The organism is Novosphingobium sp. (assembly GCF_965228995.1).
Lineage (GTDB): Bacteria > Pseudomonadota > Alphaproteobacteria > Sphingomonadales > Sphingomonadaceae > Novosphingobium.
The window spans coordinates 1,285,606-1,306,509 of the sequence record NZ_OZ245852.1 but is presented as its reverse complement, the minus strand read 5'-3'; the positions used below and the strand labels follow the sequence as shown (position 1 = coordinate 1,306,509).

Below are 20,904 nucleotides of genomic sequence, written 5' to 3'. Positions count from 1 at the left end.
TCAGAGCGTCTTGTACCCATCCGTCTCGGCCGAAAGAGCCTCCAGCCACTTTGCCAGCAGATCGCGGCGCGCGGGCATCAGCGCCTTGCCGGCAGGCGACAGCACGCGCGCCGGAACATCGCGCAGATTTTCCTTCAGCATCGGCAGCACGGCGGGGCCATCGGGCTGGCCGCCGTTGGGATCGGCCAACGCCATGATCCGCGCCGCGCCGATCGCGCCGAGCCAATCGAGCGCATCGGCGTCGTGAAGATAGAGCGATTCGGGCACGGTCGGCGTGCGGTAGTACATGTGCTCGCGGATCGCGGCTTGCACCTTGGGCAGCTTCTCCATGGGGAAGCCCATCGGCGCGAGAATGCCGCCCACGAGATCAGCGCCGACATCCGAGTGATCGAGATCGGGCTTCTCGTAGGGCTTGAAACCCGCGATATCGTGGAGATAGGCCGCGGCGAAGAGCACGTCATCATCGAGCGTGACCTTGTCGGTCGCTGCCATCGCCTTGGCCAGCGCATAGTCGCGGTCGGAATGCGAGGTGCCCCAGGCCGGGTGCTTGCAATGCTCGATATTGAACGCGCGCACCTTCTCGCGCCAGCCAACCGGCGGGGAATCGGCAAAGGCGGTGGCCGGAATGGCGGCAAGCGCAAGGGCGGCAAGAAGCAGTTTCATCGGGCGCATGAAGGGTCTTTCTACGCTGGTTTGGCGAGACGCTAGCACGCGCGGCGGCTGGCGCAATTGGTCCCTGCGGCCATTCTAGCCATCACCATGCCAGACCACCCACGCGCCGTGGGCATGCGCCTCGCCCAGCAGCACCGGCTCGCCGCCGCCGGGCCAATGGCGCACGGTGAGTTCGTGCCGGAAGGTCTCGCGGTTGGTTTCGAGCATGATCCACGCAATCCGGCCGCCAGCTTCGCCCGCCTGCGTGATGGCAGCAGTGATCCGCGCGCGGGTTTCGGGCGGCAGATATTGCCAGACGATCGAGTGATAGAACACGCGGGTGGTGTCCGCGTCCTGCGGCGCGGCGAGGCGCTGATCGACCCAGGCACCGGCATCCATCTGAACGAGATCCGGCGCCCGCTGGCCCGCCAGCGCGATGGACGCGTCGATCCGTGCCAGCCGCTCGGTCACTTCCGCCCAGACGTAGCTCTTGAGGCGCAGCGCCTCGGCGGGATCGGCCATGTTGACCGGCGCGCGGTCGCAGCCCCTGATCGCGGTGATTTCCACGGGCGCAGGCACCGGTGGCGGTCCGCGCCATTCAGGTGCGATCCGCATCGGCGAATCGCCGGGGCCGACTTCGGCCCCCCCCAGATCATAGTGATAGCGCTCCATCATCGTGTTGACCCCGGCGCTTGCACCCAGTTCATTGAGCTCGAACCGGGGCCCCACGCGCGGGGAAAGCCACAGCAGCGCCGCCATGATCGAGGCTGAACGCCCGGCTTCGTTCGTCTGCGGCGGGCCGTCGAGCCATGGCAGCAGCGCCGCATCGTGCTGCGCGGTCAGGTCCACGATCAAGGCGTCGACCGCATCCTGATCGGTCACTTCGCCGCGATAGACCGCGCCGAGCCGGGCATCTGCGCCCGAGAGCACGAGATGGTGGAAGCCCCCCGCCAGACGCAGCGGCAGCGCATCTTCAAGCGGAATGCCCGGCCAGTTCGCCAGCCGGCGCCCCGTCTCCGTTTCACCGGAAAGCAGCGCGAGCTGCGCCCGCACCACCCGCGCGGTGCAAGGCGCGCCGTTGTTTGCCGCATGATCCGCCTGCCATGCAATCGCCGAGGCGACATCGCGCGCATCCATCACCATGCCGTGACCCGTTCCATACAGTTGCCCTTTCCGGCCCTTTGCCATAGGGGCTGGCGCGCCATGACCGCGCCGACACCTATCGTTTTCGCCCTGCCGAAGGGCCGCATCCTCGACGAGGCGCTCCCGCTGCTCGACAAGGCGGGAGTCGTGCCCGAGGCGGACTTCTTCGACAAGGCCTCGCGCAAACTGAGCTTCACCACCAGCCGGTCGGACGTGACCATCATCCGTGTGCGCGCTTTCGATGTCGCGACGTTCGTGGCGCACGGCGCGGCGCAGGCCGGGATCGTCGGTTCTGACGTGATCGACGAGTTCGACTATGCCGATCTTTACGCCCCGGTCGATCTCGATATCGGACACTGCCGCCTCTCGGTGGCAGAGCCCGCCGATGCAGTGGCCGGCGGCGCCACCGCGCGCGAAAGCCACGCCCGCGTTGCCACCAAGTACCCCAGCCTCACCCGCCGCCACTTCGAGAAGCTCGGCGTCGCGGCTGAAGTCGTGAAGCTCAATGGCGCGATGGAGCTTGCGCCTTCGCTCGGCCTTGCCAGCCGGATCGTCGATCTCGTCTCGTCGGGCCGCACGCTCAAGGACAACGGGCTTGTCGAGACCAGCCGGATCATGCCGGTTTCGGCGCGGCTCATCGTCAACCGGGCGGCGCTCAAGACCGATCCGGCACGGATGGGCGCATTGATCGACACCTTCCGCGAACTCGTCGCGCGCGGGAAAGCCGCCTGATGCTGCGCCTCAGCACTCGCGACGCGGGCTTTGCCGCCGCCTTTGCCGCCGTCGTCAGCGACCGGCGCGAAAGCGATGCCGATGTGGCGCGGGACGTCAGCGCGATCCTTGCTGACGTTCGCGCGCGCGGCGATGAGGCGCTGGCAGACTACACCGCGCGGTTCGATGGCCACGAGCTTGGCGAGGATTGGCGGATCCCGGCGGAAACCTGCCGTGACGCGTTCGACGCGCTCGACCCGCCCTTGCGCGCCGCGCTCGAGCTCGCGGCGGAGCGCATCCGTGCCTATCACGCTGCGCAGCTGCCCGAGGACCGTGACTATGTCGATGCCGCCGGCGTGCGGCTCGGGGCGAAGTGGCACCCCGTCGATGGCGCGGGGCTCTATGTTCCGGGGGGGCGCGCGGCCTATCCCTCCTCGCTGCTGATGAATGCCATTCCCGCCAAGGTTGCGGGCGTTGGCCGCCTAGTTGTCACCACGCCCACCCCCAAGGGGCAGATCAATCCGCTCGTCCTCGCCGCCGCGCATCTTGCCGGCGTCGATGAGGTGTGGCGCGTCGGTGGGGCGCAGGCGATTGCCGCGCTGGCCTATGGCACTGATCGCATCGCGCCGGTCGACGTCATCACCGGGCCGGGCAATGCCTGGGTCGCCGAAGCCAAGCGCCAGCTTTATGGCGTGGTCGGCATCGACATGGTGGCGGGCCCGTCCGAAATCCTCGTAATCGCCGATGGCGCCAACGATCCGCAGTGGATCGCCGCCGATCTCCTCAGCCAGGCCGAGCACGATCCCGCCGCGCAGGCGATCCTGATCACCGACGATGCGGCCTTTGCCGATGCTGTTGCCGCTGCGGTCGAGGCCGAAATCGCCCTCCTGCCGACGGCAGCGGTCGCCCGCGCCAGCTGGGATGCGCACGGGGTTATCGTGATCGTCGATTCGCTGGAGGAAGCCCCTGCCCTCGCCAATGCACTGGCAGCGGAGCACGTGGAAATCGCGACGGCCGATCCCGAAGCGCTGTTTGCCAAGATCCGGCACGCGGGATCGGTCTTCCTCGGCCGCTACACGCCCGAAGCGATTGGCGACTATGTCGCGGGTCCGAACCACGTGCTCCCCACCGGGCGGCGCGCGCGCTTTGCTTCCGGCCTTTCGGTGCTGGATTTCATGAAGCGCACCAGCTTCCTCAGCGTGAGCGAAGGCTCGCTTGGTGCGGTTGGCCCGGCCGCGGTAGCGCTGGCCGAGGCAGAAGGGCTTGCCGCGCATGCCCGCTCGATCGAATTGAGGCTTGGAATATGACCCGCTCGAAGGCCCCCAATCGATCTGCCGCGCGGCTCGCCGCCGTGCAGGCACTTTACCAGCTCGAAATGGAGCAGTCCCCGCTGCACCTGCTGCTCGACGAGTTCCACATGCACCGGCTCGGCGCGGAGATCGAAGACGACCAGTACCTCGAGGCTGACGTCGCCTTCTTCGACGACGTCGTGCGCGGTGTCGCAGCGCGGCGCGAGGAAATTGATGGCGCGCTGACCCGCCGCCTCGCCGATGGCTGGTCGATCGCGCGGCTCGATCGCACGATGCTCCAGATCCTGCGCGCCGGCGCCTACGAGCTGATGGCCCGCGCCGATATCAACGTGGGCACCGTGATCGGCGAATACCTCGATGTCGCCCACGCCTTCTTCGACGCGCGCGAGACGAAGTTCGTCAACGGGCTGCTGGATGCCGTGGCGAAGGACGTGCGGTGAGCGGCGCTGCGCTCAGCCCGCACCCAGAACGCGGGCAGCGGCCGTCGGGGCATCTTCCGGCCGGGCGATGAGGCCCACTGCCGGAGCCGGGGACTGCTGCACGATCACATTGAGCATCGCTTCGAACAGCAGCCGGTTCGACGGCGGAATGATGACGCCGCCACCGATGATCACCATGTCGTGCCGCCCTTCCGCCAGCCGCGCGGATAACACCGCAATGGCATCTTCCTTCGCGGCCGGGATGAACAACTGGTCAACCGCGTGCCCCGCCGCAGCAAGTCCATCCACGGAGACCTGCACGCCGCGGCGGATCATCTCGGCAGTCATACCGGGCGGCAGCGCGGGATCGGCAAAATCCACCTGATCCGGGTCGATGCCCACGAGCAGAATCCTGGGCACCAGCAAACTCCCTGTCAAAGCCTCTCCGCGTGCCAGCGGATGTGATCGTCCATGAAGCTGGAGATGAAGTTGTAGCTGTGGTCGTAGCCCGGCTGCAGGCGCAGCGTGAGGTCCACGCCCGCCGCCTTGCACGCCGCCTCGAACAGTTCGGGCCGCAGCTGCTCGGCAAGGAAATTGTCCGCCGCGCCCTGGTCGACGAGAATGTCGCCGGCGGGGCGCTTGCCGTCTTCCACCAGCGCGGTGGCATCGTGGGCGCGCCACGCGGCGCGGTCCTGCCCGAGGTAGCCGCCGAGCGCCTTGTGGCCCCATGGCACCTGCCCCGGCGCGACGATCGGCGCGAAGGCGGAGAGCGACTTGAACTTGTCCGGGAAGGTCAGCCCCAGCGTCAGCGCGCCGTGGCCGCCCATCGAATGGCCGGTGATGCCCATGCGCGCGGGATCGATCGGGAAGTGATCCTCGATCAGCGCGGGCAGTTCGTGCGCCACATAATCCCACATGCGGTAATGCGCCGCGAAAGGTTCCTCGGTGGCGTTGACGTAGAAGCCAGCGCCGAGCCCGAAATCGTAGGCGCCTTCCGCGTCATCGGCCACGCCTTCGCCGCGCGGACTGGTATCGGGCGCGACGAAGATGATGCCGTGCTCTGCGCAGGCCCGCCGGTATTCGCCCTTGTCCGTGACGTTGGCGTGGGTGCAGGTAAGCCCGGAAAGGTAGAACAGAACCGGGAGCGTCGCCCCGGTTTCCGCCTGCGGGGGCAGGAAGACCGAAAAGGTCATTCCCGTCCCCGTCGCGGTAGACTGGTGCCGATAGACGCCGAGCGTGCCGCCATGGGCTTTGCTGGTCGAAACGGTCTCGAACGTGGAATCAGGCGCCATGGATTTACTGCCTCAGCTGCCGATCACGTGCAGCGCGCACAGCTTGTTGCCGTCCGGATCGCGCAGGTAGGCGAGGTAGAAGGGCGAACCTTCGCGCGGCCCCGGCGGATCTTCGCACGCGGTGCCGCCACTGGCGCAGCCGGCCGCATGCCAGGCATCCGCCTGCTCGGGCGTCATCGCGAAACCGATCGTGCCGCCATTGGCGCACGTGGCGGGTTCACCGTTGATCGGCGGGGTGAGCAGGAACATGGCGCCGTTGTGCGCGTAGATCAGCCGGCCCTTGGGATCGACCACCCCCGGGTTGCCGCCGAAGGCTGCAAACGTGGCATCATAGAACTTCTTCGAGCGCTCGATATCATTGCTGCCGAGCATGACGTGTGAAAACATGGCCTCTCCTTTTGTCGTCGGCCCCAATAACGGGTTCGTGCCCGGCCTCGGTGCGGGGCCGGTACGCGAGGGGGTGTGCCCGCGCGAAGGGGATGTGGTCAAGGGGCCAGCAGGCGGTTCCGCAAGATTTCAATCGGGCCGATCACGGCGCGAAATGCCGCGCACGAAAATGCCGACGGCGTGGGCCACCTGCCGCTCGATCTCGGCCTCGTCAGGCGGCGGCATGAGCCCGCAGATCACACGCATATGGATATCGCCGCGCACCATGGCGAGGAACTGCTCGACCGCAAGGCGGGGGTCGGGACAGTTTATCAGTCCTTCTGCGTGAAAACGCGTCATGGCCGGGACGAGCACGGAGTAGGCCGCTTCCGGGCCATACTGAAAGAAGGCCCGCGCCACTTCCGGAAAGCGCTGGCCTTCGCCGTGGACGGTACGGTTGATGATGATCGCATCATGCTGACACAGGCGCGCGAGGAACACCTTGCCGAAGGCCAGCAGCAGCTCGGCCGGATCGCGTGAGGTATCGGCCATCTCCTCAAGCGGCCCGATCACGGACTCGCACTTGCGCTGCATGACCGCCTGGAACAGCTCCTCCTTCGAGGTGAAGTATTTGTAGAGCGTGGCTTTGGAACCCCCGAGCCGCGCGGCGATCATCGACATCGAGGCAGTGCCATAGCCCTCATGGGCAAACACCTCCGCCGCCACGGAGAGGATGTTTTCCCGCCGTTCGTCAGGGCTTTGCCGGCCCAGCCTGACCTTGGCCAATGTCGCGTTAGTGACCATACTGTACACTTATTCGCTTGACTCGGCAGAAGCAAGCGTTCATCCCGTTAGTGACCGAACCGTACTGTCATTATGGTGTCATCAATGCAATTGGGTATTCCGCTGAAGCACATCTCCCGGGCGGTGCGCTCAGCTTTTCTGCTGACCGGCTGCGCCGCGCTCGCCGGCTGCGCCACCATGCCGAATCTGGGCCCGCGCCCCGCCTTGCGCGATGCTGCCACGCTGGGCGCCGTGGCGGCACCAGCCGATGCGGCTCCTGGCACCTGGCCGGGCGAAGGCTGGTGGAAGGACTATGGCGATCCGCAGCTTGCCGCCCTGATCGAGGAAGCCCTTGCAGGCTCCCCCACGCTTGCCGCGGCCGATGCCCGCGCACGCAAGGCATCCGCCTACGCGACAAGCGCCGGGGCCGCGCTGCTCCCCTCGCTCACCGCCAACGCGCAGGCGAACGAGGTCAAGCAGAGCTACAACAACGGCTTCCCCGCACAGTTCGTGCCCAAGGGGCTCAACGACACCGGCCGCGTCAGCCTCGATCTGAGCTATGAACTCGATTTCTTCGGCAAGAACCGCGCCGCCCTTCGCGCCGCCACTTCGGAGCGCGAGGCCGCTGCCATTGAAGCGCGCGCTGCGCGACTGGCGCTCGCAACTTCGGTTGCCGCCGCCTATGCCGATCTCGCCCGCCTTGCCGCCCAGCGCGAAGTGGACGTGGCTGCGGTGAAGCAGCGCGAGGAAGTCGCCGCGCTGGTCTCGCGCCGCGTGGCGAGCGGGCTCGATACACGCGGCGAACAGCGTCAGGCCGATGCGGGCGTGCCGCTTGCGCAAGGTGATCTTGCCGCGACCGACGAAGCTATCGCGCTCACCCGCAACCGGATTGCCGCGCTGCTCGGCGCCGGGCCGGAGCGGGGCGCCGCGATTGCCCTTCCCGCCCCGCGCGCTCTGCCCGCTGCCGCACTGCCCGCCAATCTCGCGCTCGATCTGATCGGGCGCCGCGCCGATATCGTCGCCGCGCGGCTGCGGGCAGAGGCGGCTGCTTCGCGGATCACGGTGGCCCGCGCCGGGTTCTACCCCAATGTCAACCTGCTCGCCTTCGCCGGCTTCCAGTCGCTGGGCCTCGGCAATCTACTCGCGAAGGGTTCGGATATCGCGCAGGGGGGCGCGGCGGTCAGCCTGCCGATCTTCTCGGGCGGCCGCATCGAAGGCCAGTACCGCGCCGCGCGCGCCGATTACGACGAGGCTGTCGCGCAATATGATGCTGTGCTCGTCCGCGCGCTCAATGAAGTGGCCGATGCCGCCGCCTCGCAGCGCGCGCTGGGCGAGCGGCAGACCGAAGCCCACGCCGCGCTGGCCGCTTCGGAAGAGGCCTACAGCATCGCGCGGCAGCGCTACGAAGGCGGGCTTTCGCCTTATCTTTCGGTGCTGACAGCGCAGGACGCGCTGCTCCGCAACCGCCAGCTTGTCGCCGCGCTTGATGCGCGCGCGCTAACCCTCAATGTCGAGCTGATCCGCGCGCTGGGCGGCGGATATGGCCCGCAGGCATGAGCAAGGATACCACGATGGCTGACCGCGACCCCCAGATCATGCTCGAAACCGCCGAGCCCCCCGCCGCTCCTGCCGCCACTCCCCCCCCAGCGGACGCTGCCGCCACGCGCAAACGCGGCTTTGCCCTGCTGGGCGGCGTCGTGCTCGCCGCAGGTGTGCTCTATGGCGGCTATGAATGGCTGTTTGCGGGCCGCTATGTCGAGACCGACAACGCCTATGTTGCGGCTGAAATCGCCCCGGTCACCCCGCTCGCAGCGGGGACCGTGGTGCGGGTTGCTGCCACCGACACGATGATGGTCAGGAAGGGCGATGTGCTGGCAGAACTTGATCCCGCCGACGCGAAAATTGCGGTTGCCGAGGCCGAGGCCGCCGTGGCGCAGGCGCTGCGACGGGTGAACCAGACTGTCGCAACCGGCACCGCGCTCGATGCGCAGGTTCAGGCCAGCGACGCCGACATCCGCCGCAAGCAGGCGCTGGTCGGGGTGGCCTCGGCCAATCTTGCCAGGGCCCGTATCGACCTCACCCGGCGCGAGGCGCTGGTTTCCGGCGGCGCGGTTTCAGGCGAAGAGCTTTCGAGCGCCCGCAATGCCTTTGCCGCGGCGCAGGGCCAGCTAGCCGTGGCCGAAGCGGATCTGGCGCAGGCACGCGCCGCGCGCGGTTCGGCGAATGGCCAGTCCAATGCCAATGCCGCGCTGGTCGGCGGTACTGCGCCTGCCGAGAATCCCGATGTGCTGGCCGCCAAGGCGCGGCTTGAGCGCGCGAAGCTCGATCTCGCCCGCACGGTGATCCGCGCGCCGGTCGATGGCGTTGTCACCCAGCGCTCGGTCCAGGTGGGCCAGCGCGTTTCGCCGGGCGCGGTGCTGATGACCGTGGTTCCGCTCGCCGAGGCGCATGTCGACGCCAACTTCAAGGAAGGCCAGCTGCGCCACGTGGCGCCCGGCCAGCCGGTCGAACTGACATCGGACCTCTATGGTTCGGGCGTGGTCTACCACGGCCGGGTCGTCGGCTTCTCGGGCAGCACCGGCTCGGCCCAGGCGCTGATCCCGGCGCAGAACGCGACCGGCAACTGGATCAAGGTGGTGCAGCGCTTGCCCGTGCGCGTGTCGCTCGAACCGAAGGAACTCAAGGACCACCCCTTGCGCGTCGGCCTCTCGATGACCGCGTCGATCGACACCGGAGCCCGATAAGATGAGCGGCGCGCCCGCGCAGGAAGCGCGGCCACAAGGCCTCAAGGGCTGGCAACTAGCGCTGGCCGGGCTCAGCCTGGCGCTCGCCAATTTCGTGGTGGTGCTCGATATCACCATCGCCAACGTATCGGTGCCGCACATCGCCGGGAGCCTCGCGGTCTCGCCCTCACAGGGGACCTGGGTGATCACCTCGTACTCGGTGGCCGAGGCGATCTGCGTGCCGCTCTCGGGATGGCTCGCCGCGCGCTTCGGTGCGGTGCGCGTGTTCCTCACGGCAATCCTGGGCTTTGCTTTTTTCTCGCTGCTCTGCGGTCTTTCCCGCAGCCTCGAGGCGCTGATCCTGTTCCGCATCTTCCAGGGGCTGAGCGGCGGCCCGATCATGCCGATGTCGCAAACGCTGATGGTGCGCATCTTCCCGCCTGAACGGGTGGGAATGGCGCTGGGTCTGTGGAGCATGACGGTGGTTGTCGCCCCGATCCTCGGCCCGATCTTCGGCGGCACGATTTCCGACGACTGGAGCTGGCACTGGATCTTCTTCATCAACCTGCCGGTCGTGGCGTTCTGCATGATCTTTGCCATGCGCTATGTGCGGCGCTTCGAGACCCCGACGGTGCGGCGCCCGATCGATTACATCGGCCTCGCGCTGCTGGTGATCTGGGTCGGCGCGCTGCAGATCATGCTTGATGAGGGCCGCAACGCCGATTGGTTCGCCAGTCCGTTCATTTGCACGCTCGCCGCAATCGCGGTCGTCGGCTTCGCCGCCTTCCTGATCTGGGAGCTGACCGACGCCAACCCGGTCGTGGATCTTTCGGTTTTCAAGCAGCGGGGGTTCACGGTGGCCGTCGTGGTGCAGAGCATCGCCTATGCCGGATTCTTCTCCGCGATCGTGGTGATCCCGCTCTTCCTCCAGACAAACCTGGGCTACACGGCGACCTATGCCGGCTATGCGACTGCCTTTGTCGGCGTGCTCGCGGTGATCATGTCGCCTGTGGCGGCAGCGCTGATGGCACGCTTCGATGTGCGCCGGCTGATCACTTTCGGCGTCGTGTGGCTGGGGCTGATGTCGGTGCTGCGCACCGGCTGGGTGAGCCAGATGGACTTCTTCACCATTTCGCTGCCGCAATTCCTGCAAGGTCTTGGCATGCCGTTCTTTTTCATCGGCACAACTTCGCTCGCGCTCGGCTCGGTACGGCCGGACCAGACCGCATCTGCGGCCGGATTGCAGAACTTCATGCGGACGCTCGCCGGCGCCTTCGCGACCTCGCTCGCAACAACGATGTGGGAAAACGAGACGAGGATGGCGCATGCCGATCTGGTCGGCATCCTGCACCCGCTGCCGCAAGGCCTTGGGTTAACAGCGGATCAGGGGCGGCTCATGCTGGAACGAATCGTCCAGACAGAAAGCGTAACTCTCGCAACCAACATGGTTTTCTGGGGCTGTACCGGGTTGTTCGCAGTTGCAGCGATTCTCGTTTGGCTCGCGCCGCGGCCGCGCTCCGATGTCGATCTGGGCGCCGCGCACTGATACCTCAAGACCATGAAATACCTAGATTAAATCGGGACCCAACTCGTCACAGTCCCGCATGACAGTTAACGCCGCGCCATCGGCGCAAAATCGTGACGTAACAGCGACAAAGCAAATTCTATTCGAGATTGAACATAAATTATTGATGTATTTTAGACTCTTGCTGCAAATGCGAGCCAAATTAACATTCGCACTTTGCGAACGCACATTAGCTGTGGTAGGTAACTTTCCTGAGGGTCCATACGTGGATCGGGGTCCAATAAAAACATTCGCTGATTAACTTCGCCATTGGCGAGGCGCCGCTTTATGTGGAGTAGAAACATGGCTAACCACCCCGCGGGCTTTATTGCCCGCACGATGTGCGCAATTGCTGCAGCGTCGCTGATTGCCGCCCCTGTGATGGTCTATGCCGATGCAGGCGCACCGGCCAAGCACAAGGTGCACAAGAAGCACGGGAAGAAGAAGGGTGTCGCCCGCAAGGGTAAGCACCTGCGCAAGCGTTCGGCAGGCGCTCTGTCGAAGACGAAGACGGTAACGACGACCACGACGACGCCGGCTCCGCCGCCGCCGCCTCCCCCGCCGCCGCCGCCGCCGCCGCCTCCTCCCCCGCCTCCGCCGCCGCCTCCTCCGCCGCCGTCTCCGCCGCCGCCGCCCCCCAAGGTCGGTTATCACCCCAATCTCGGCTTCATCCTTGGAGCCGGAGTTCTGGGTGGTGGTATCGGCGCGATCATCGGCACGAGCGAGGGCCGCGACAGCCCCGGCGGCTGATCACCTCGGTTCATTGCGAACACCGGAACAGCCCGGCCTTCTCGACGGCCGGGCTGTTCTCGTTTCTGCCTGACAGGTCTCCGTCCGCCGCACGGCCGGGCGCAGCCCACGCGGTATTTTCGCGTATCCGTAGTTTTACGCGCGATTGACGCGCGCCTCCTAGCACCAGTTCATCAGCACCGAACCAGAACTTCTCCTGGAGCCCCCCGGGGAAGCGGCGCCGAGACCGACAGGAGTGCAAGAATGACGAACAAGACCATCATCACCGCCTTCGTGCTTGCCTCGGCCCTTGCGCCGGCGCTGGCGACCGCAGCCCCGTCAAACGGCATGGAAACGAAAGTTGCCGTGGTCCGCACCGCGGATCTCAACCTCACCACACCGGAAGGCCGGTCGACGCTCGGCAACCGCATCACAGGCGCAGTCGACCGCGTTTGTGGTACCTCGATCGGCACGATCAGCCTCGAAGAGCACCGCGTCATCGCCGGGTGCCGCGCCAAGGCCCGCAGCATGGCACTGGCCCTCGCCAAGATCCGCCAGGATCAGGTGCTCGCCCAGCGTTGAGCGAACGCCGAGATCGCGGCAACAGTCAGCAGGGGCCGGGAGCATTACGCCCCCGGCCTTTCGCTTTTCTGGCTGCGGCGGGCGACGAGCTTTTTCTCGCCATCGATGCACTTTTGACGCTGGATTGACGCTCGGCTCGCGGCTCGATTGACGGACGCCTCCTAGAACCGGCTCATCGGCACCGAACGGGGACTTCCCCCGGCACCCACAGGGGGGAACGGCGCCGAAACGGACAGGAGAGCAAAAAATGACGAACAAGACCTTCCTCGCCGCAGCCTTCGTGCTTGCCTCGGCCCTTGCGCCGGCGCTGGCAGTAGCCGCCCCGAACTCGGGCGCCATGGAAACCAAGGTTGCGGTTGTCCGCACCGCGGATCTCAACCTCGCCTCGCCGCAAGGCAAGTCGACTCTCGGCACGCGCATTGCCTTCGCTGTGAACCAGGTCTGCGGCGCCGCCGCCAGCACGGTCAGCATCGAAGAGCGCGTTGCCATCACGAAGTGCCGGGCCAAGGCCCGCAACACAGCGCTGGCGGTTGCCAAGATCCGTCAGGATCAGGTGCTCGCCCAGCGCTAAGCACACCCCACATCGCCACAACGGTCAGCAAAGGCCGGGAGCATCACGCTCCCGGCCTTTCGCGTTGTGGCCCCGGCCAATGCGCGCCCTCGCGCAACCCCGGCCTCCAACTTGCGCCGGACACCCCCGGCACGGCGCGTTCGAAAGCCACTTTTTTCTGCGGCACTGCGCTTTTGACGCAGTTCTGACGCTCGCTTCGCACAGGCGCTGACGCAGCTTCCGTACAACCGGCTCATCGGCAGCACGAACCCGCCGAACCTTCAGAGGAGAGCCACGATGAACACCAAGACCTTCTTCGCCGCCACCTTCGCCGCCACCATTGCCCTGGCCGCGACTGCGATCCCCACCGTCGCGAGCGCCGCTCCCGCAACAATCGACACCGACATCAAGGTCGCGGTAGTGCGCACTGCAGACCTCAACCTCGCCAGCGACGAGGGCCAGGCAACGCTCAACACCCGTATCGTCGGCGCAGTCAATCGCGTCTGCGGCGCGCCCCTGGGCACGATCTCGCTCGAGGAACGCGTCGCCATCAACACCTGCCGCAACAATGCCCGGCGTGCCGCGCTCGCCGCAGCCAAGTCCCAGGAAGACCAGATGCTCGCCCAGCGCTGAGCATGACGTCAGCATCTTGCCACACCGGTCAGCACGGGCCGGGAGCACCACGCTCCCGGCCCGAATGCGCATTTTTTGAAGCTTCCGCACGCTGCGGGCGATGGACATTTTCCTACAAGCATGAATACTTAGGCTCGGGAGGCGCGGGAATGACACGACCAGACGCGGTCTGCATGCAGGTCACGCGGAAGCTTACTTGACCGGCACCGCATCTTTCGATTCGCCCATCAGGGTCGCCATTATCGGCGGGGGCTGCGCCTCGATGGCGGCGGCGTGGGAGCTGACCGCGCCGGAGCACCGTGGCCGCTACAAGGTCACGCTCTATCAGGAAGGCTGGCGGCTGGGCGGCAAGGGCGCTTCGGGCCGCGGCGAGAACGGGCGGATCGAGGAGCACGGTCTCCACATCTGGCTCGGCTTCTATGACAACGCCTTCCGCATGATGCGCGCCTGCCATGCCGAGCTCGAGGCCAAGGGTCTTGGTCACCTCTATGGCGACTGGCGCGATGCCTGGACGGCGGAGAACGACATCGCGCTCTGCTCCGCAAGCGAGACGGGTGGTTTCCAGCGCTGGCAGGTGCATATGCCGCCCCGAGCCGGTTATCCGGGCGATCCGCTTGCGCCCGATGCGGTGTTCAGCCTGCAATACTACATGGCGGGTGCGTTTGACCTGCTGCGTGCGCTGGTGCTCGATACCACGGTTGACGGGCACGGCCTCGTCACGCGCTTCGATGCCCCGCAGACAGCGGGCCTCGCCAGCCCTGCCGAGCTTGCCGCGCGGATTGCGGAACTCGCGCGCATGGGCCTGTTCGCCTCGGCCGCGGTGCTCGCCGAAGTGCTCGGCGTACTGGCGGCGCTGGTCCGTTCGGTCAGCCCGGCCACGACGGGGATCCTGATGAGCGCTGTGGATGCGGTGGCCGTGCCGCTGCGCCAGTGGATCGAGGACCGCTTCCTTGCCGATGATCGCCTGCGCTTCCTGTGGGAAATCGCCGATCTCACGCTCGCCACGGTGACCGGGTTCGTCCGCTACGGCGTGATGTTCGATCCGCGCGGGCTCGATGCGATCGACGATTACGAATGCCGCGAATGGATGCGGATGAACGGTGCATCGCTGCGATCATTGCAATCGCCGTTCCTGCGCGGGCTCTATGATCTTTCGATGGGCTACGAGGACGGCGATCCCGACAAGCCGAGCCTGTCCGCCGGGCAGGGCCTGCGCGGTACCTTGCGGACGTTCTTCGGATTTCGCGGCGCCTTCATGTGGCGGATGCGCGCCGGGATGGGCGATGTCGTGTTCGCACCGCTCTACACGGCGCTTAAGGAGCGCGGGGTGGATTTCCGCTTCTTCCACCGCCTGACGGATATCGAGCTTGATGATGCCGGCACCCACGCGGCGCGGCTGCGCTTCGACGTGCAGGCGCGGATTGCGGGCGGCGGGGAATACCAGCCGCTTGTCGATGTGCAGGGCCGGCCATGCTGGCCCTCCGCGCCCGATCATGCGCAGCTCGAACGCGGCGCGGAGCTGCTTGCCGAGGGCCGCAAGCTCGAATCGCACTGGGACCGCCGCCGCGAGGGTGAATGCGTGCTCGAAGTGAGCCGCGATTTCGACATGGTGGTGCTCGGCGTCGGTGTCGGTGCGGTGCCGCACTGCGCGAACGGGATCGTCTCGCGCGATCCGCGCTGGCAGGCGATGTGCCGCGATGTGAAGACTGTCGCCAGCCAGGCCTTCCAGCTCTGGCTCGAGGAGGACCTCGAATCGCTTGGCTGGCCGGGCCCAGCTTACATCACCGGTGCCTTTGCCAAGCCGTTCGATACCTGGTGCGACATGGCGCACGTCGTGCCCGAGGAAAGCTGGCAGCGCCCGCCCGCCACTTCGGTCTATTTCTGCGCCGTGCTGCCCGACCCGGCCGAACCCCCGGCCGATGGGGACATGACCTATCAGACCACGCGCGATGCCGAAGTGCGGGCCAATGCCGAAGGGTTCCTCGAAGGCCCGATTCGCGCGATCTGGCCCGGGGCTTATGACGCGGAAGGGCGCTTCCGCTGGGACGTGCTCAAGGCCGACGAGAGCGGAGGGCCCGAACCGCAGGGCCGCGCGCGCTTTGCCACGCAGTACTGGCGTGCCAACGTCAACCCCTCGGACCGCTATGTGATCCACACCCCCGGCAGCTGGCGCAGTCGCATCTCGCCGCTCGACCGGACTTATGACAATCTCACCATCGCCGGAGACTGGACCGACAGCGGCTTCCATTCCGGTTGCGTCGAAGGGGCGGTCATGTCGGGACTGCTGGCCGCCCATGCCATTTCCGGTACGCCGGACCTCAAGGATATCATCGCCTATGACCACCCCTGAGAACAGCGACCAGCCGGCCGATCAGCGCGTAACCCGGCCCGAACCGGCCCGGACGGCACCCCTGCGCAAGGGTGCCACCGGCGCGCCTGCGCAGCCCCCTCACGATGCCGCGACCCATGCGCATGGGGACGGGCACCCGGCCGGGGTGCGCGATCCCGATGTGCTGAAAGTGAACGAAGCGGTCGCGAGCACGGTGCGGTCTGCCTATGACGTGCTGAGCGAGACCGTTGCACAGGGCCGCAAGGCCGCCGAACAGTTCCGCGTCGGCGCCTACAACGTGCGCGATGTGCCCGAGGACGTGCGCCACATGGCGGGCAACCTGCTAGGCCTGGCGCGCCAGCTCAGCAGCGCGACGTTCGACATCTGCGAGGCGCTGCTGCGCCAGACCGATGGCGCGATGACCCCGCCTCCGCCGGGAACGACGCATGTTCCCCCGTTCCAGCCCCCCAAGGCCGAGTCGACCGCACCGAAGGCAGCTCCGGCAGCGGCACCCGCTCCTGCTAACGAGATCGAGCTGACCATGCGGATCGAGGGCCATGACAGCGCCCTTGCGCACAGCCACACGCTGGCCCGTCCGGCAACGCCGACCGCAGCCCACCAGTTCGCCTGCGATGGGCTTACCCTGCGGGGAGGGACCGCACCGGCGATTACCGGGGTGGCCTTCGATCCCCACCACAGCGGGCAAGGGCTGGTGGTCACCATCACGGTCCCGCCGGGGCGGCCTGCGGGGGTCTATGTTGGGGCGGTCTATTGCGCCACCCAGCCGCTTCCGCTCGGCCAGCTGGTGATCGAGCTGACGTAATGACCGTCGAGGGTGCCCTGCTCCAGCGCTATGGCGCCGCCACGCGGGCGGAAGTCATGCGCTATCTGGCGGCGGGTGCGCCTTCTCCGTTCCTTGACGAGATGCTGGCCGATTATCCCGCGCGCGGCGGCAAGATGCTGCGCCCGGCGATCTGCCTCGCCAATGCCGCGGTGTTCGGCAACGAGGCACCTGCGGCAGCGGTCCGCGCCGCGGCGGCGATCGAGATGCTCCACAACGCCCTGCTGATCCATGACGATGTGCAGGACGGCAGCGAACTCAGGCGCGGAAAGCCCACGCTTCATGCGCTCCACGGCGTGCCGCTCGCGATCAATGCCGGAGACGCACTGCTGTTTGCCGCGTTCGGCCCGCTGATCGATGCGGTGACCCCGCTGGGCAGCCACGTGATCCGGCAGGTCATGGACGTGACCTCGACGATGGCGCGCCAGACTGCCGAGGGCCAGGCGCTCGAACTCGGTTGGCGGGACCGCAACGTCAGCGGCCTCACCGAGGCGGACTACATGCGCATGGCGCTGAAGAAGACCGCATGGATGGGGATGATATGGCCCGCGCAGCTAGGCCTTATCATCGGCTCGCGCGGGCGGCTCGATCCCGAAATGGTGGTCCGCTTCGGCTATTTCCTCGGCCTCGCTTTCCAGATCGAAGACGACTTGCGCAACCTCTCGGAGGATCCGGGCTACGGCAAGGAGCAGAACGGCGACCTTGCCGAAGCCAAGCGCACGCTGATGCTGATCCATGTGCGCGCTGCCTGCGATCCGGCTGAATGCGCGCGGCTAGATGCGTTCCTTGGCCAGAAGCGCGAGGAGCGTGGGCCAGAGGACGTGCTCTGGCTCGCCCGCCTGATGCACGATCACGGGTCGATCGCCCACGCCCGCGCCGTGGCCGCCGCCATGGCGGGGGCCGCCGAGCACGAGTTTGCCGCAGTCTACGGCGCAATGCCGCCATCGGAGGAGCGCGCGTTCCTTGGCAGCCTTGTCCGCTGGGTGTTCGACCGGGCATGAGCCGCGCGCTGCTCTATGGGGCCTCGGGCTATACCGGCCGGGCCATCGCACAGGCGCTGGCCGGCACAGTCGATCTCGTCCTCGCTGGCCGCAACGCGCAGGCGGTGCGCGCCGTGGCAGAGCCGCTGGGCCTCGAATGGCGGGCTTTTCCGCTCGATGCGCCAAAGGCGCTAGAGGGCGCTCTCGCCGATGTCGACGCCGTGCTCCATGCCGCCGGACCCTTTGCCGCCACCGCCATGCCAATGCTCGATGCGTGCCTGGCGGCCCGAACGCACTACCTCGATCTGGGCGGCGAATGGCGCGTGATCGCGGCGCTGCTTGCCCGCGATGCCGAGGCGCGTGCGGCGGGGATCGCGGTGCTGCCCGGCGCGGCGCTGACCCCGGCGGCAACCGACTGCCTGCTGCTCGCGGCGGTGGAGCGCTGGCCCGATACGCGCGCGCTGCGGCTTGGCGTGTCGGCGGCGCAAGTGGTCTCGCGCGGGAGCGTCGCGACGATGGCGGGGCTTGCCGATCCCGGCACGGTAATCCGGCGGGGCGGCGCGCTGGAAATGATCCCGGCGGGCAGCATGACGCAGATGTTCGATTTTGGCGCGGGCCCGTCCGAGGCCGCCGCGACCGATTGGGCCAGCGTGGTCACCGCCGGGCCGCTCACCGGCGTGGGCGACATCGCGATATTCTCCGAGATGCACTGGTCGATGCGGGCAGGCTACCGCGCCGCCGGGATCGGCATGGCGCTGAGCGGCGCCGCGCCCTGGCACCTCGCCGGCGGAGCGATGGCGCGGCTTTGGCCCGCCACCCCGGACGAGCCGACGCGCGAAGCCGCGCGCTTCACCATGGTGGTGGAGGCGCTCGATCCGTGGCGGCGAGTGCGGCGCATGACGATGGAGACGCTCGACGGCTACGGCGCGAGCGTGCGGATCGCGGCGGAAGCGCTGCACCGCGTGCTTGCGGGCACAGCGCCAGTGGGGGTTTCAAGCCTCGCCGGTGCATTTGGAGCAAATTTTGCGGTGGAAGCGGGCGCTGCGCGCTTCCCCGCCGAGCACAGGAGCACGGCGGCATGAGCACACGCGTCCCCTATGTCCAGTCGGCAGCCAGCCAGCAGGTGCCGCCGCCCTACCACTTCCCCGGCGTGACGGTGAACACGTTCTACTTCAACGTGTCGATGGCGAAAGTGCAGGAATACTGCGACCGCTACCTCAACATCGGTGATGAGGCGGCGCGAGGCTATGTTTATCGGCCGCTTGCAGCGTGGCCTTACGCATCGGTACTGTTTCTCGATTACCCGACGATGATCAGCGCGGCCCCGCCGAGCCCGGGGCTCAACGAAGTGCCCTATGCCGATCGCGGCGCGATCAGCCAGACCGAGGTCTTCGTGGCGATCCCCCTGGTGCGCTACGGTGTAGGTCCGGCGCGGCTCATCACCGATACTACGGTCGAATGGGCGCTACCGTTCATTTGCGTGGGCAATCCGATGTCGAGCGTGTGCGGGCGCGAAATGCTGGGGCTGGGCAAGCTGCTTGCCGATATCGTCAACACCGAGGGCAGGTACCCCGACAGCTTCCACGGCTCGATCAGCCTTCCCGGCTGGCCCGACAACGAACCCGGCACCAGGCAGGCGATGCAGGAATTCCTGACCATCGATACCAAGCCCGTCCTGCCGACGACCGCTGGCACCCAGCCCCCGCGGCGCACCATGGCGAGCCTGCTGCAAAGCCGCGAGGCAATGAAGTTCATGGGCAGCGTTTCGAGCGCGGCCAACTTCATCGACAGCTTCTCGCTGGGGCTCATTCCCACTTCGATGCGCACGGTGGGCCTCAAGCAATACCGCGATGCGGCGCACCCGCACCGTGCGGTCTATCAGGCGCTCGTCACCTGCCGCGCGCAATATACCCGGGTGCGCGAAGTGCAGTTCTACAACGAGCTCGATGTCGACATGACCTTCAACAATTCGGGCAGCTTTCACCAGATCCTGAAGGTGTTTCTCGACGTGCCCGAGCACCCGACCGGCCTGCCGTTTTCAGTCAATACGGTTGCGGCCTGCCGGTTCATGGCGGACATCAATTTCGATACGATGCAGGTGATCCGCGAATTTCCCATCGATCGCGATGACGGCCTGCCGCCCACGCCGGGCTCCAGCGACCTCGCTTCGCGCTGGTATCGCCCGCTGCGCGGCTTTTTCGGCCCCCGGCAAGGAGTGGAGCAGCCATGACCACGTTCATCGAGTCTTTCTCGACCGATCAGCTGCTCCCGCCCTGGCACTCGGCCGACATGCGGATGTGGTCGTTCGTCATCGCGGTGGACCGCGAGCTGATCGCGGCGCACCTCAAGACCCGGTTCAACGACCCGGCCCCGGATCAGGCGCCCTATTTCTACACGCCGCTCCCGAACAAGACGTATGGCCTGCTCTGCGTGGCGAAGCACGACACTTTGTCGAGCATCTACGAGAAGAAGGTCGGTCCGGACACTGTCAGCCACACCGAGCTTTACTGGACCTTCCCGGTGCTGCGCTACAGCGTCAATGCCGATAACCTGATGCTCGATCCGCAGATGGTGTGGATCCAGCCCTTCGCCTTCGACAACAACAGCTACGTGATGTTTTCCGCGCGCGAGATCTGGGGCACGGAAATGGAAATGGCGGCCGTCAGCATGGAAGAGGGCCAGACGCCGGGCGAGCTCAGGATCGACATGGCCATCGAGGGGATGGCAAAGTTCGATCCCAAGGCGCGCAGCCAGAGCATCGGCTGCATGCGCATGGGCATGAAAGCCAGCACGACCAACGCAGACCTCGCCGCGCTGCTGACGGACGACGACGACCTCAATGCCTTCGTCGACATCCTGCTTGGTGCGGGCGTCTTTACCGGCGGGTTCGACACAGTGGGGCCGAACGGGGAAGCAGGCATGGAAGTGAACACGCTGCGCCAGTTCCGCGATGTCTTCGACATGGACCGCGCCGCCTATCGCGCCATCGTCTCGTCGCGCACGCAGCACGGCAATATCCGTGATCTCGCCTTCTATTCAGGCAAGGACACGCTCGTCGAATTCCTGTTGTCCGACAGCATGGAGGAAACGTTCCAGTCGATGTTTGGCCGGCGCACGCGGTATCCGCGGTCCCAGCTGACCACGCCGCCGCCCCGGCTCAACGCGCCCGGCTCCCCGGACACGAACTGGAACATGGAACACATGCCGGTCGAAGTGGCGATGGTCATTTCCTATACCGCCGACGCCCGCTTCAAGATCGAGCGGACCCTGCACACTTACGGGCAGACGCCCTGATTGC

At 66.8% G+C, this 20,904-nt stretch carries 22 protein-coding genes; 16 read left to right on the top strand and 6 right to left on the bottom strand.

Annotated features, from left to right (window positions below; genetic code table 11):
- The gene (locus tag ACO056_RS06080; protein ID WP_421853318.1) at positions 1–672 is read right to left on the bottom strand and encodes an HD domain-containing protein; all 672 of its coding nucleotides are present in this window, start codon (positions 670–672) and stop codon (positions 1–3) included.
- A 75-nt stretch (positions 673–747) separates the two neighbouring features.
- Complete coding sequence (locus ACO056_RS06075) at positions 748–1,788, bottom strand: DUF2332 domain-containing protein (RefSeq protein ID WP_421855321.1); 1,041 nt, start codon at positions 1,786–1,788, stop codon at positions 748–750.
- A gap of 66 nt (positions 1,789–1,854) precedes the next feature.
- Between ACO056_RS06075 and hisG the strand changes: the two genes are divergently transcribed.
- From hisG to nusB, 3 genes are read left to right on the top strand one after another with little or no spacing between them, the layout of a single operon-like run.
- Positions 1,855–2,526, top strand: coding sequence for an ATP phosphoribosyltransferase (gene hisG / locus ACO056_RS06070; RefSeq protein WP_421853315.1), 672 nt, complete (start codon positions 1,855–1,857; stop codon positions 2,524–2,526).
- Complete coding sequence (gene hisD / locus ACO056_RS06065) at positions 2,526–3,812, top strand: histidinol dehydrogenase (RefSeq protein WP_421853312.1); 1,287 nt, start codon at positions 2,526–2,528, stop codon at positions 3,810–3,812. The genes hisG and hisD overlap by 1 nt, the downstream gene beginning before the upstream one ends.
- Complete coding sequence (nusB, locus tag ACO056_RS06060) at positions 3,809–4,255, top strand: transcription antitermination factor NusB (protein WP_421853309.1); 447 nt, start codon at positions 3,809–3,811, stop codon at positions 4,253–4,255. The genes hisD and nusB overlap by 4 nt, the downstream gene beginning before the upstream one ends.
- A 12-nt stretch (positions 4,256–4,267) precedes the next feature.
- Here nusB and ACO056_RS06055 read toward each other — a convergent pair whose 3' ends face one another.
- The 4 genes from ACO056_RS06055 to ACO056_RS06040 form a co-directional block, all read right to left on the bottom strand.
- Entirely contained in the window at positions 4,268–4,654 is a 387-nt protein-coding gene (locus tag ACO056_RS06055; RefSeq protein ID WP_421853306.1) for a hypothetical protein, read from the bottom strand.
- Between the two features lie 14 nt (positions 4,655–4,668).
- The gene (fghA, locus tag ACO056_RS06050; protein ID WP_421853303.1) at positions 4,669–5,526 is read right to left on the bottom strand and encodes an S-formylglutathione hydrolase; all 858 of its coding nucleotides are present in this window, start codon (positions 5,524–5,526) and stop codon (positions 4,669–4,671) included.
- 12 nt (positions 5,527–5,538) lie between these two features.
- Entirely contained in the window at positions 5,539–5,913 is a 375-nt protein-coding gene (locus ACO056_RS06045) for a VOC family protein (RefSeq protein WP_421853300.1), read from the bottom strand.
- Positions 5,914–6,042: 129 nt separating this feature from the next.
- Entirely contained in the window at positions 6,043–6,696 is a 654-nt protein-coding gene (locus tag ACO056_RS06040; RefSeq protein ID WP_421853297.1) for a TetR/AcrR family transcriptional regulator, read from the bottom strand.
- A gap of 84 nt (positions 6,697–6,780) precedes the next feature.
- Here ACO056_RS06040 and ACO056_RS06035 point away from each other — a divergent pair, with 84 nt between their 5' ends.
- The 13 genes from ACO056_RS06035 (at position 6,781) to ACO056_RS05975 (ending at position 20,900) form a co-directional block, all read left to right on the top strand.
- The gene (locus ACO056_RS06035) at positions 6,781–8,232 is read left to right on the top strand and encodes an efflux transporter outer membrane subunit (protein ID WP_421853294.1); all 1,452 of its coding nucleotides are present in this window, start codon (positions 6,781–6,783) and stop codon (positions 8,230–8,232) included.
- Positions 8,233–8,246: 14 nt separating this feature from the next.
- Complete coding sequence (locus ACO056_RS06030; RefSeq protein WP_421853291.1) at positions 8,247–9,419, top strand: HlyD family efflux transporter periplasmic adaptor subunit; 1,173 nt, start codon at positions 8,247–8,249, stop codon at positions 9,417–9,419.
- A gap of 1 nt (position 9,420) precedes the next feature.
- Positions 9,421–10,944, top strand: coding sequence for a DHA2 family efflux MFS transporter permease subunit (locus ACO056_RS06025; RefSeq protein WP_421853288.1), 1,524 nt, complete (start codon positions 9,421–9,423; stop codon positions 10,942–10,944).
- Positions 10,945–11,265: 321 nt separating this feature from the next.
- The gene (locus ACO056_RS06020; RefSeq protein WP_421853285.1) at positions 11,266–11,712 is read left to right on the top strand and encodes a hypothetical protein; all 447 of its coding nucleotides are present in this window, start codon (positions 11,266–11,268) and stop codon (positions 11,710–11,712) included.
- Positions 11,713–11,955: 243 nt separating this feature from the next.
- A complete protein-coding gene (locus ACO056_RS06015) occupies positions 11,956–12,273 on the top strand; it encodes a UrcA family protein (protein ID WP_421853282.1) in 318 nt (105 codons plus the stop codon).
- A 247-nt stretch (positions 12,274–12,520) separates the two neighbouring features.
- A complete protein-coding gene (locus ACO056_RS06010; protein ID WP_421853279.1) occupies positions 12,521–12,844 on the top strand; it encodes a UrcA family protein in 324 nt (107 codons plus the stop codon).
- A 276-nt stretch (positions 12,845–13,120) separates the two neighbouring features.
- Positions 13,121–13,456 (top strand): UrcA family protein, encoded by a 336-nt coding sequence (locus ACO056_RS06005; RefSeq protein ID WP_421853276.1) that lies wholly within the window; start codon positions 13,121–13,123, stop codon positions 13,454–13,456.
- Between the two features lie 196 nt (positions 13,457–13,652).
- A complete protein-coding gene (locus ACO056_RS06000; RefSeq protein ID WP_421853273.1) occupies positions 13,653–15,806 on the top strand; it encodes an FAD-dependent oxidoreductase in 2,154 nt (717 codons plus the stop codon).
- Entirely contained in the window at positions 15,793–16,608 is an 816-nt protein-coding gene (locus ACO056_RS05995) for a hypothetical protein (RefSeq protein ID WP_421853270.1), read from the top strand. Before ACO056_RS06000 ends, ACO056_RS05995 begins: the two co-directional genes overlap by 14 nt.
- A complete protein-coding gene (locus tag ACO056_RS05990) occupies positions 16,608–17,627 on the top strand; it encodes a polyprenyl synthetase family protein (RefSeq protein WP_421853267.1) in 1,020 nt (339 codons plus the stop codon). Before ACO056_RS05995 ends, ACO056_RS05990 begins: the two co-directional genes overlap by 1 nt.
- A complete protein-coding gene (locus ACO056_RS05985; RefSeq protein ID WP_421853264.1) occupies positions 17,624–18,688 on the top strand; it encodes a saccharopine dehydrogenase NADP-binding domain-containing protein in 1,065 nt (354 codons plus the stop codon). The genes ACO056_RS05990 and ACO056_RS05985 overlap by 4 nt, the downstream gene beginning before the upstream one ends.
- Positions 18,685–19,836: a hypothetical protein gene (locus tag ACO056_RS05980; protein ID WP_421853261.1), complete on the top strand. Its 1,152-nt coding sequence runs from the start codon at positions 18,685–18,687 to the stop codon at positions 19,834–19,836. The genes ACO056_RS05985 and ACO056_RS05980 overlap by 4 nt, the downstream gene beginning before the upstream one ends.
- Complete coding sequence (locus ACO056_RS05975; RefSeq protein WP_421853258.1) at positions 19,833–20,900, top strand: hypothetical protein; 1,068 nt, start codon at positions 19,833–19,835, stop codon at positions 20,898–20,900. The genes ACO056_RS05980 and ACO056_RS05975 overlap by 4 nt, the downstream gene beginning before the upstream one ends.
- The last annotated feature ends 4 nt before the right edge of the window (positions 20,901–20,904 follow it).

Bases quoted from the DNA above. Each gene is read 5' to 3' on its own strand.
- ACO056_RS06080 (WP_421853318.1), bottom strand. From the start codon at position 672: ATGCGCCCGATGAAACTGCTTCTTGCCGCCCTTGCGCTTGCCGCCATT.
- ACO056_RS06075 (WP_421855321.1), bottom strand. From the start codon at position 1,788: ATGGATGCGCGCGATGTCGCCTCGGCGATTGCATGGCAGGCGGATCAT.
- hisG (WP_421853315.1), top strand. From the start codon at position 1,855: ATGACCGCGCCGACACCTATCGTTTTCGCCCTGCCGAAGGGCCGCATC.
- hisD (WP_421853312.1), top strand. From the start codon at position 2,526: ATGCTGCGCCTCAGCACTCGCGACGCGGGCTTTGCCGCCGCCTTTGCC.
- nusB (WP_421853309.1), top strand. From the start codon at position 3,809: ATGACCCGCTCGAAGGCCCCCAATCGATCTGCCGCGCGGCTCGCCGCC.
- fghA (WP_421853303.1), bottom strand. From the start codon at position 5,526: ATGGCGCCTGATTCCACGTTCGAGACCGTTTCGACCAGCAAAGCCCAT.
- ACO056_RS06045 (WP_421853300.1), bottom strand. From the start codon at position 5,913: ATGTTTTCACACGTCATGCTCGGCAGCAATGATATCGAGCGCTCGAAG.
- ACO056_RS06040 (WP_421853297.1), bottom strand. From the start codon at position 6,696: ATGGTCACTAACGCGACATTGGCCAAGGTCAGGCTGGGCCGGCAAAGC.
- ACO056_RS06035 (WP_421853294.1), top strand. From the start codon at position 6,781: ATGCAATTGGGTATTCCGCTGAAGCACATCTCCCGGGCGGTGCGCTCA.
- ACO056_RS06030 (WP_421853291.1), top strand. From the start codon at position 8,247: ATGGCTGACCGCGACCCCCAGATCATGCTCGAAACCGCCGAGCCCCCC.
- ACO056_RS06025 (WP_421853288.1), top strand. From the start codon at position 9,421: ATGAGCGGCGCGCCCGCGCAGGAAGCGCGGCCACAAGGCCTCAAGGGC.
- ACO056_RS06020 (WP_421853285.1), top strand. From the start codon at position 11,266: ATGGCTAACCACCCCGCGGGCTTTATTGCCCGCACGATGTGCGCAATT.
- ACO056_RS06015 (WP_421853282.1), top strand. From the start codon at position 11,956: ATGACGAACAAGACCATCATCACCGCCTTCGTGCTTGCCTCGGCCCTT.
- ACO056_RS06010 (WP_421853279.1), top strand. From the start codon at position 12,521: ATGACGAACAAGACCTTCCTCGCCGCAGCCTTCGTGCTTGCCTCGGCC.
- ACO056_RS06005 (WP_421853276.1), top strand. From the start codon at position 13,121: ATGAACACCAAGACCTTCTTCGCCGCCACCTTCGCCGCCACCATTGCC.
- ACO056_RS05995 (WP_421853270.1), top strand. From the start codon at position 15,793: ATGACCACCCCTGAGAACAGCGACCAGCCGGCCGATCAGCGCGTAACC.
- ACO056_RS05990 (WP_421853267.1), top strand. From the start codon at position 16,608: ATGACCGTCGAGGGTGCCCTGCTCCAGCGCTATGGCGCCGCCACGCGG.
- ACO056_RS05985 (WP_421853264.1), top strand. From the start codon at position 17,624: ATGAGCCGCGCGCTGCTCTATGGGGCCTCGGGCTATACCGGCCGGGCC.
- ACO056_RS05980 (WP_421853261.1), top strand. From the start codon at position 18,685: ATGAGCACACGCGTCCCCTATGTCCAGTCGGCAGCCAGCCAGCAGGTG.
- ACO056_RS05975 (WP_421853258.1), top strand. From the start codon at position 19,833: ATGACCACGTTCATCGAGTCTTTCTCGACCGATCAGCTGCTCCCGCCC.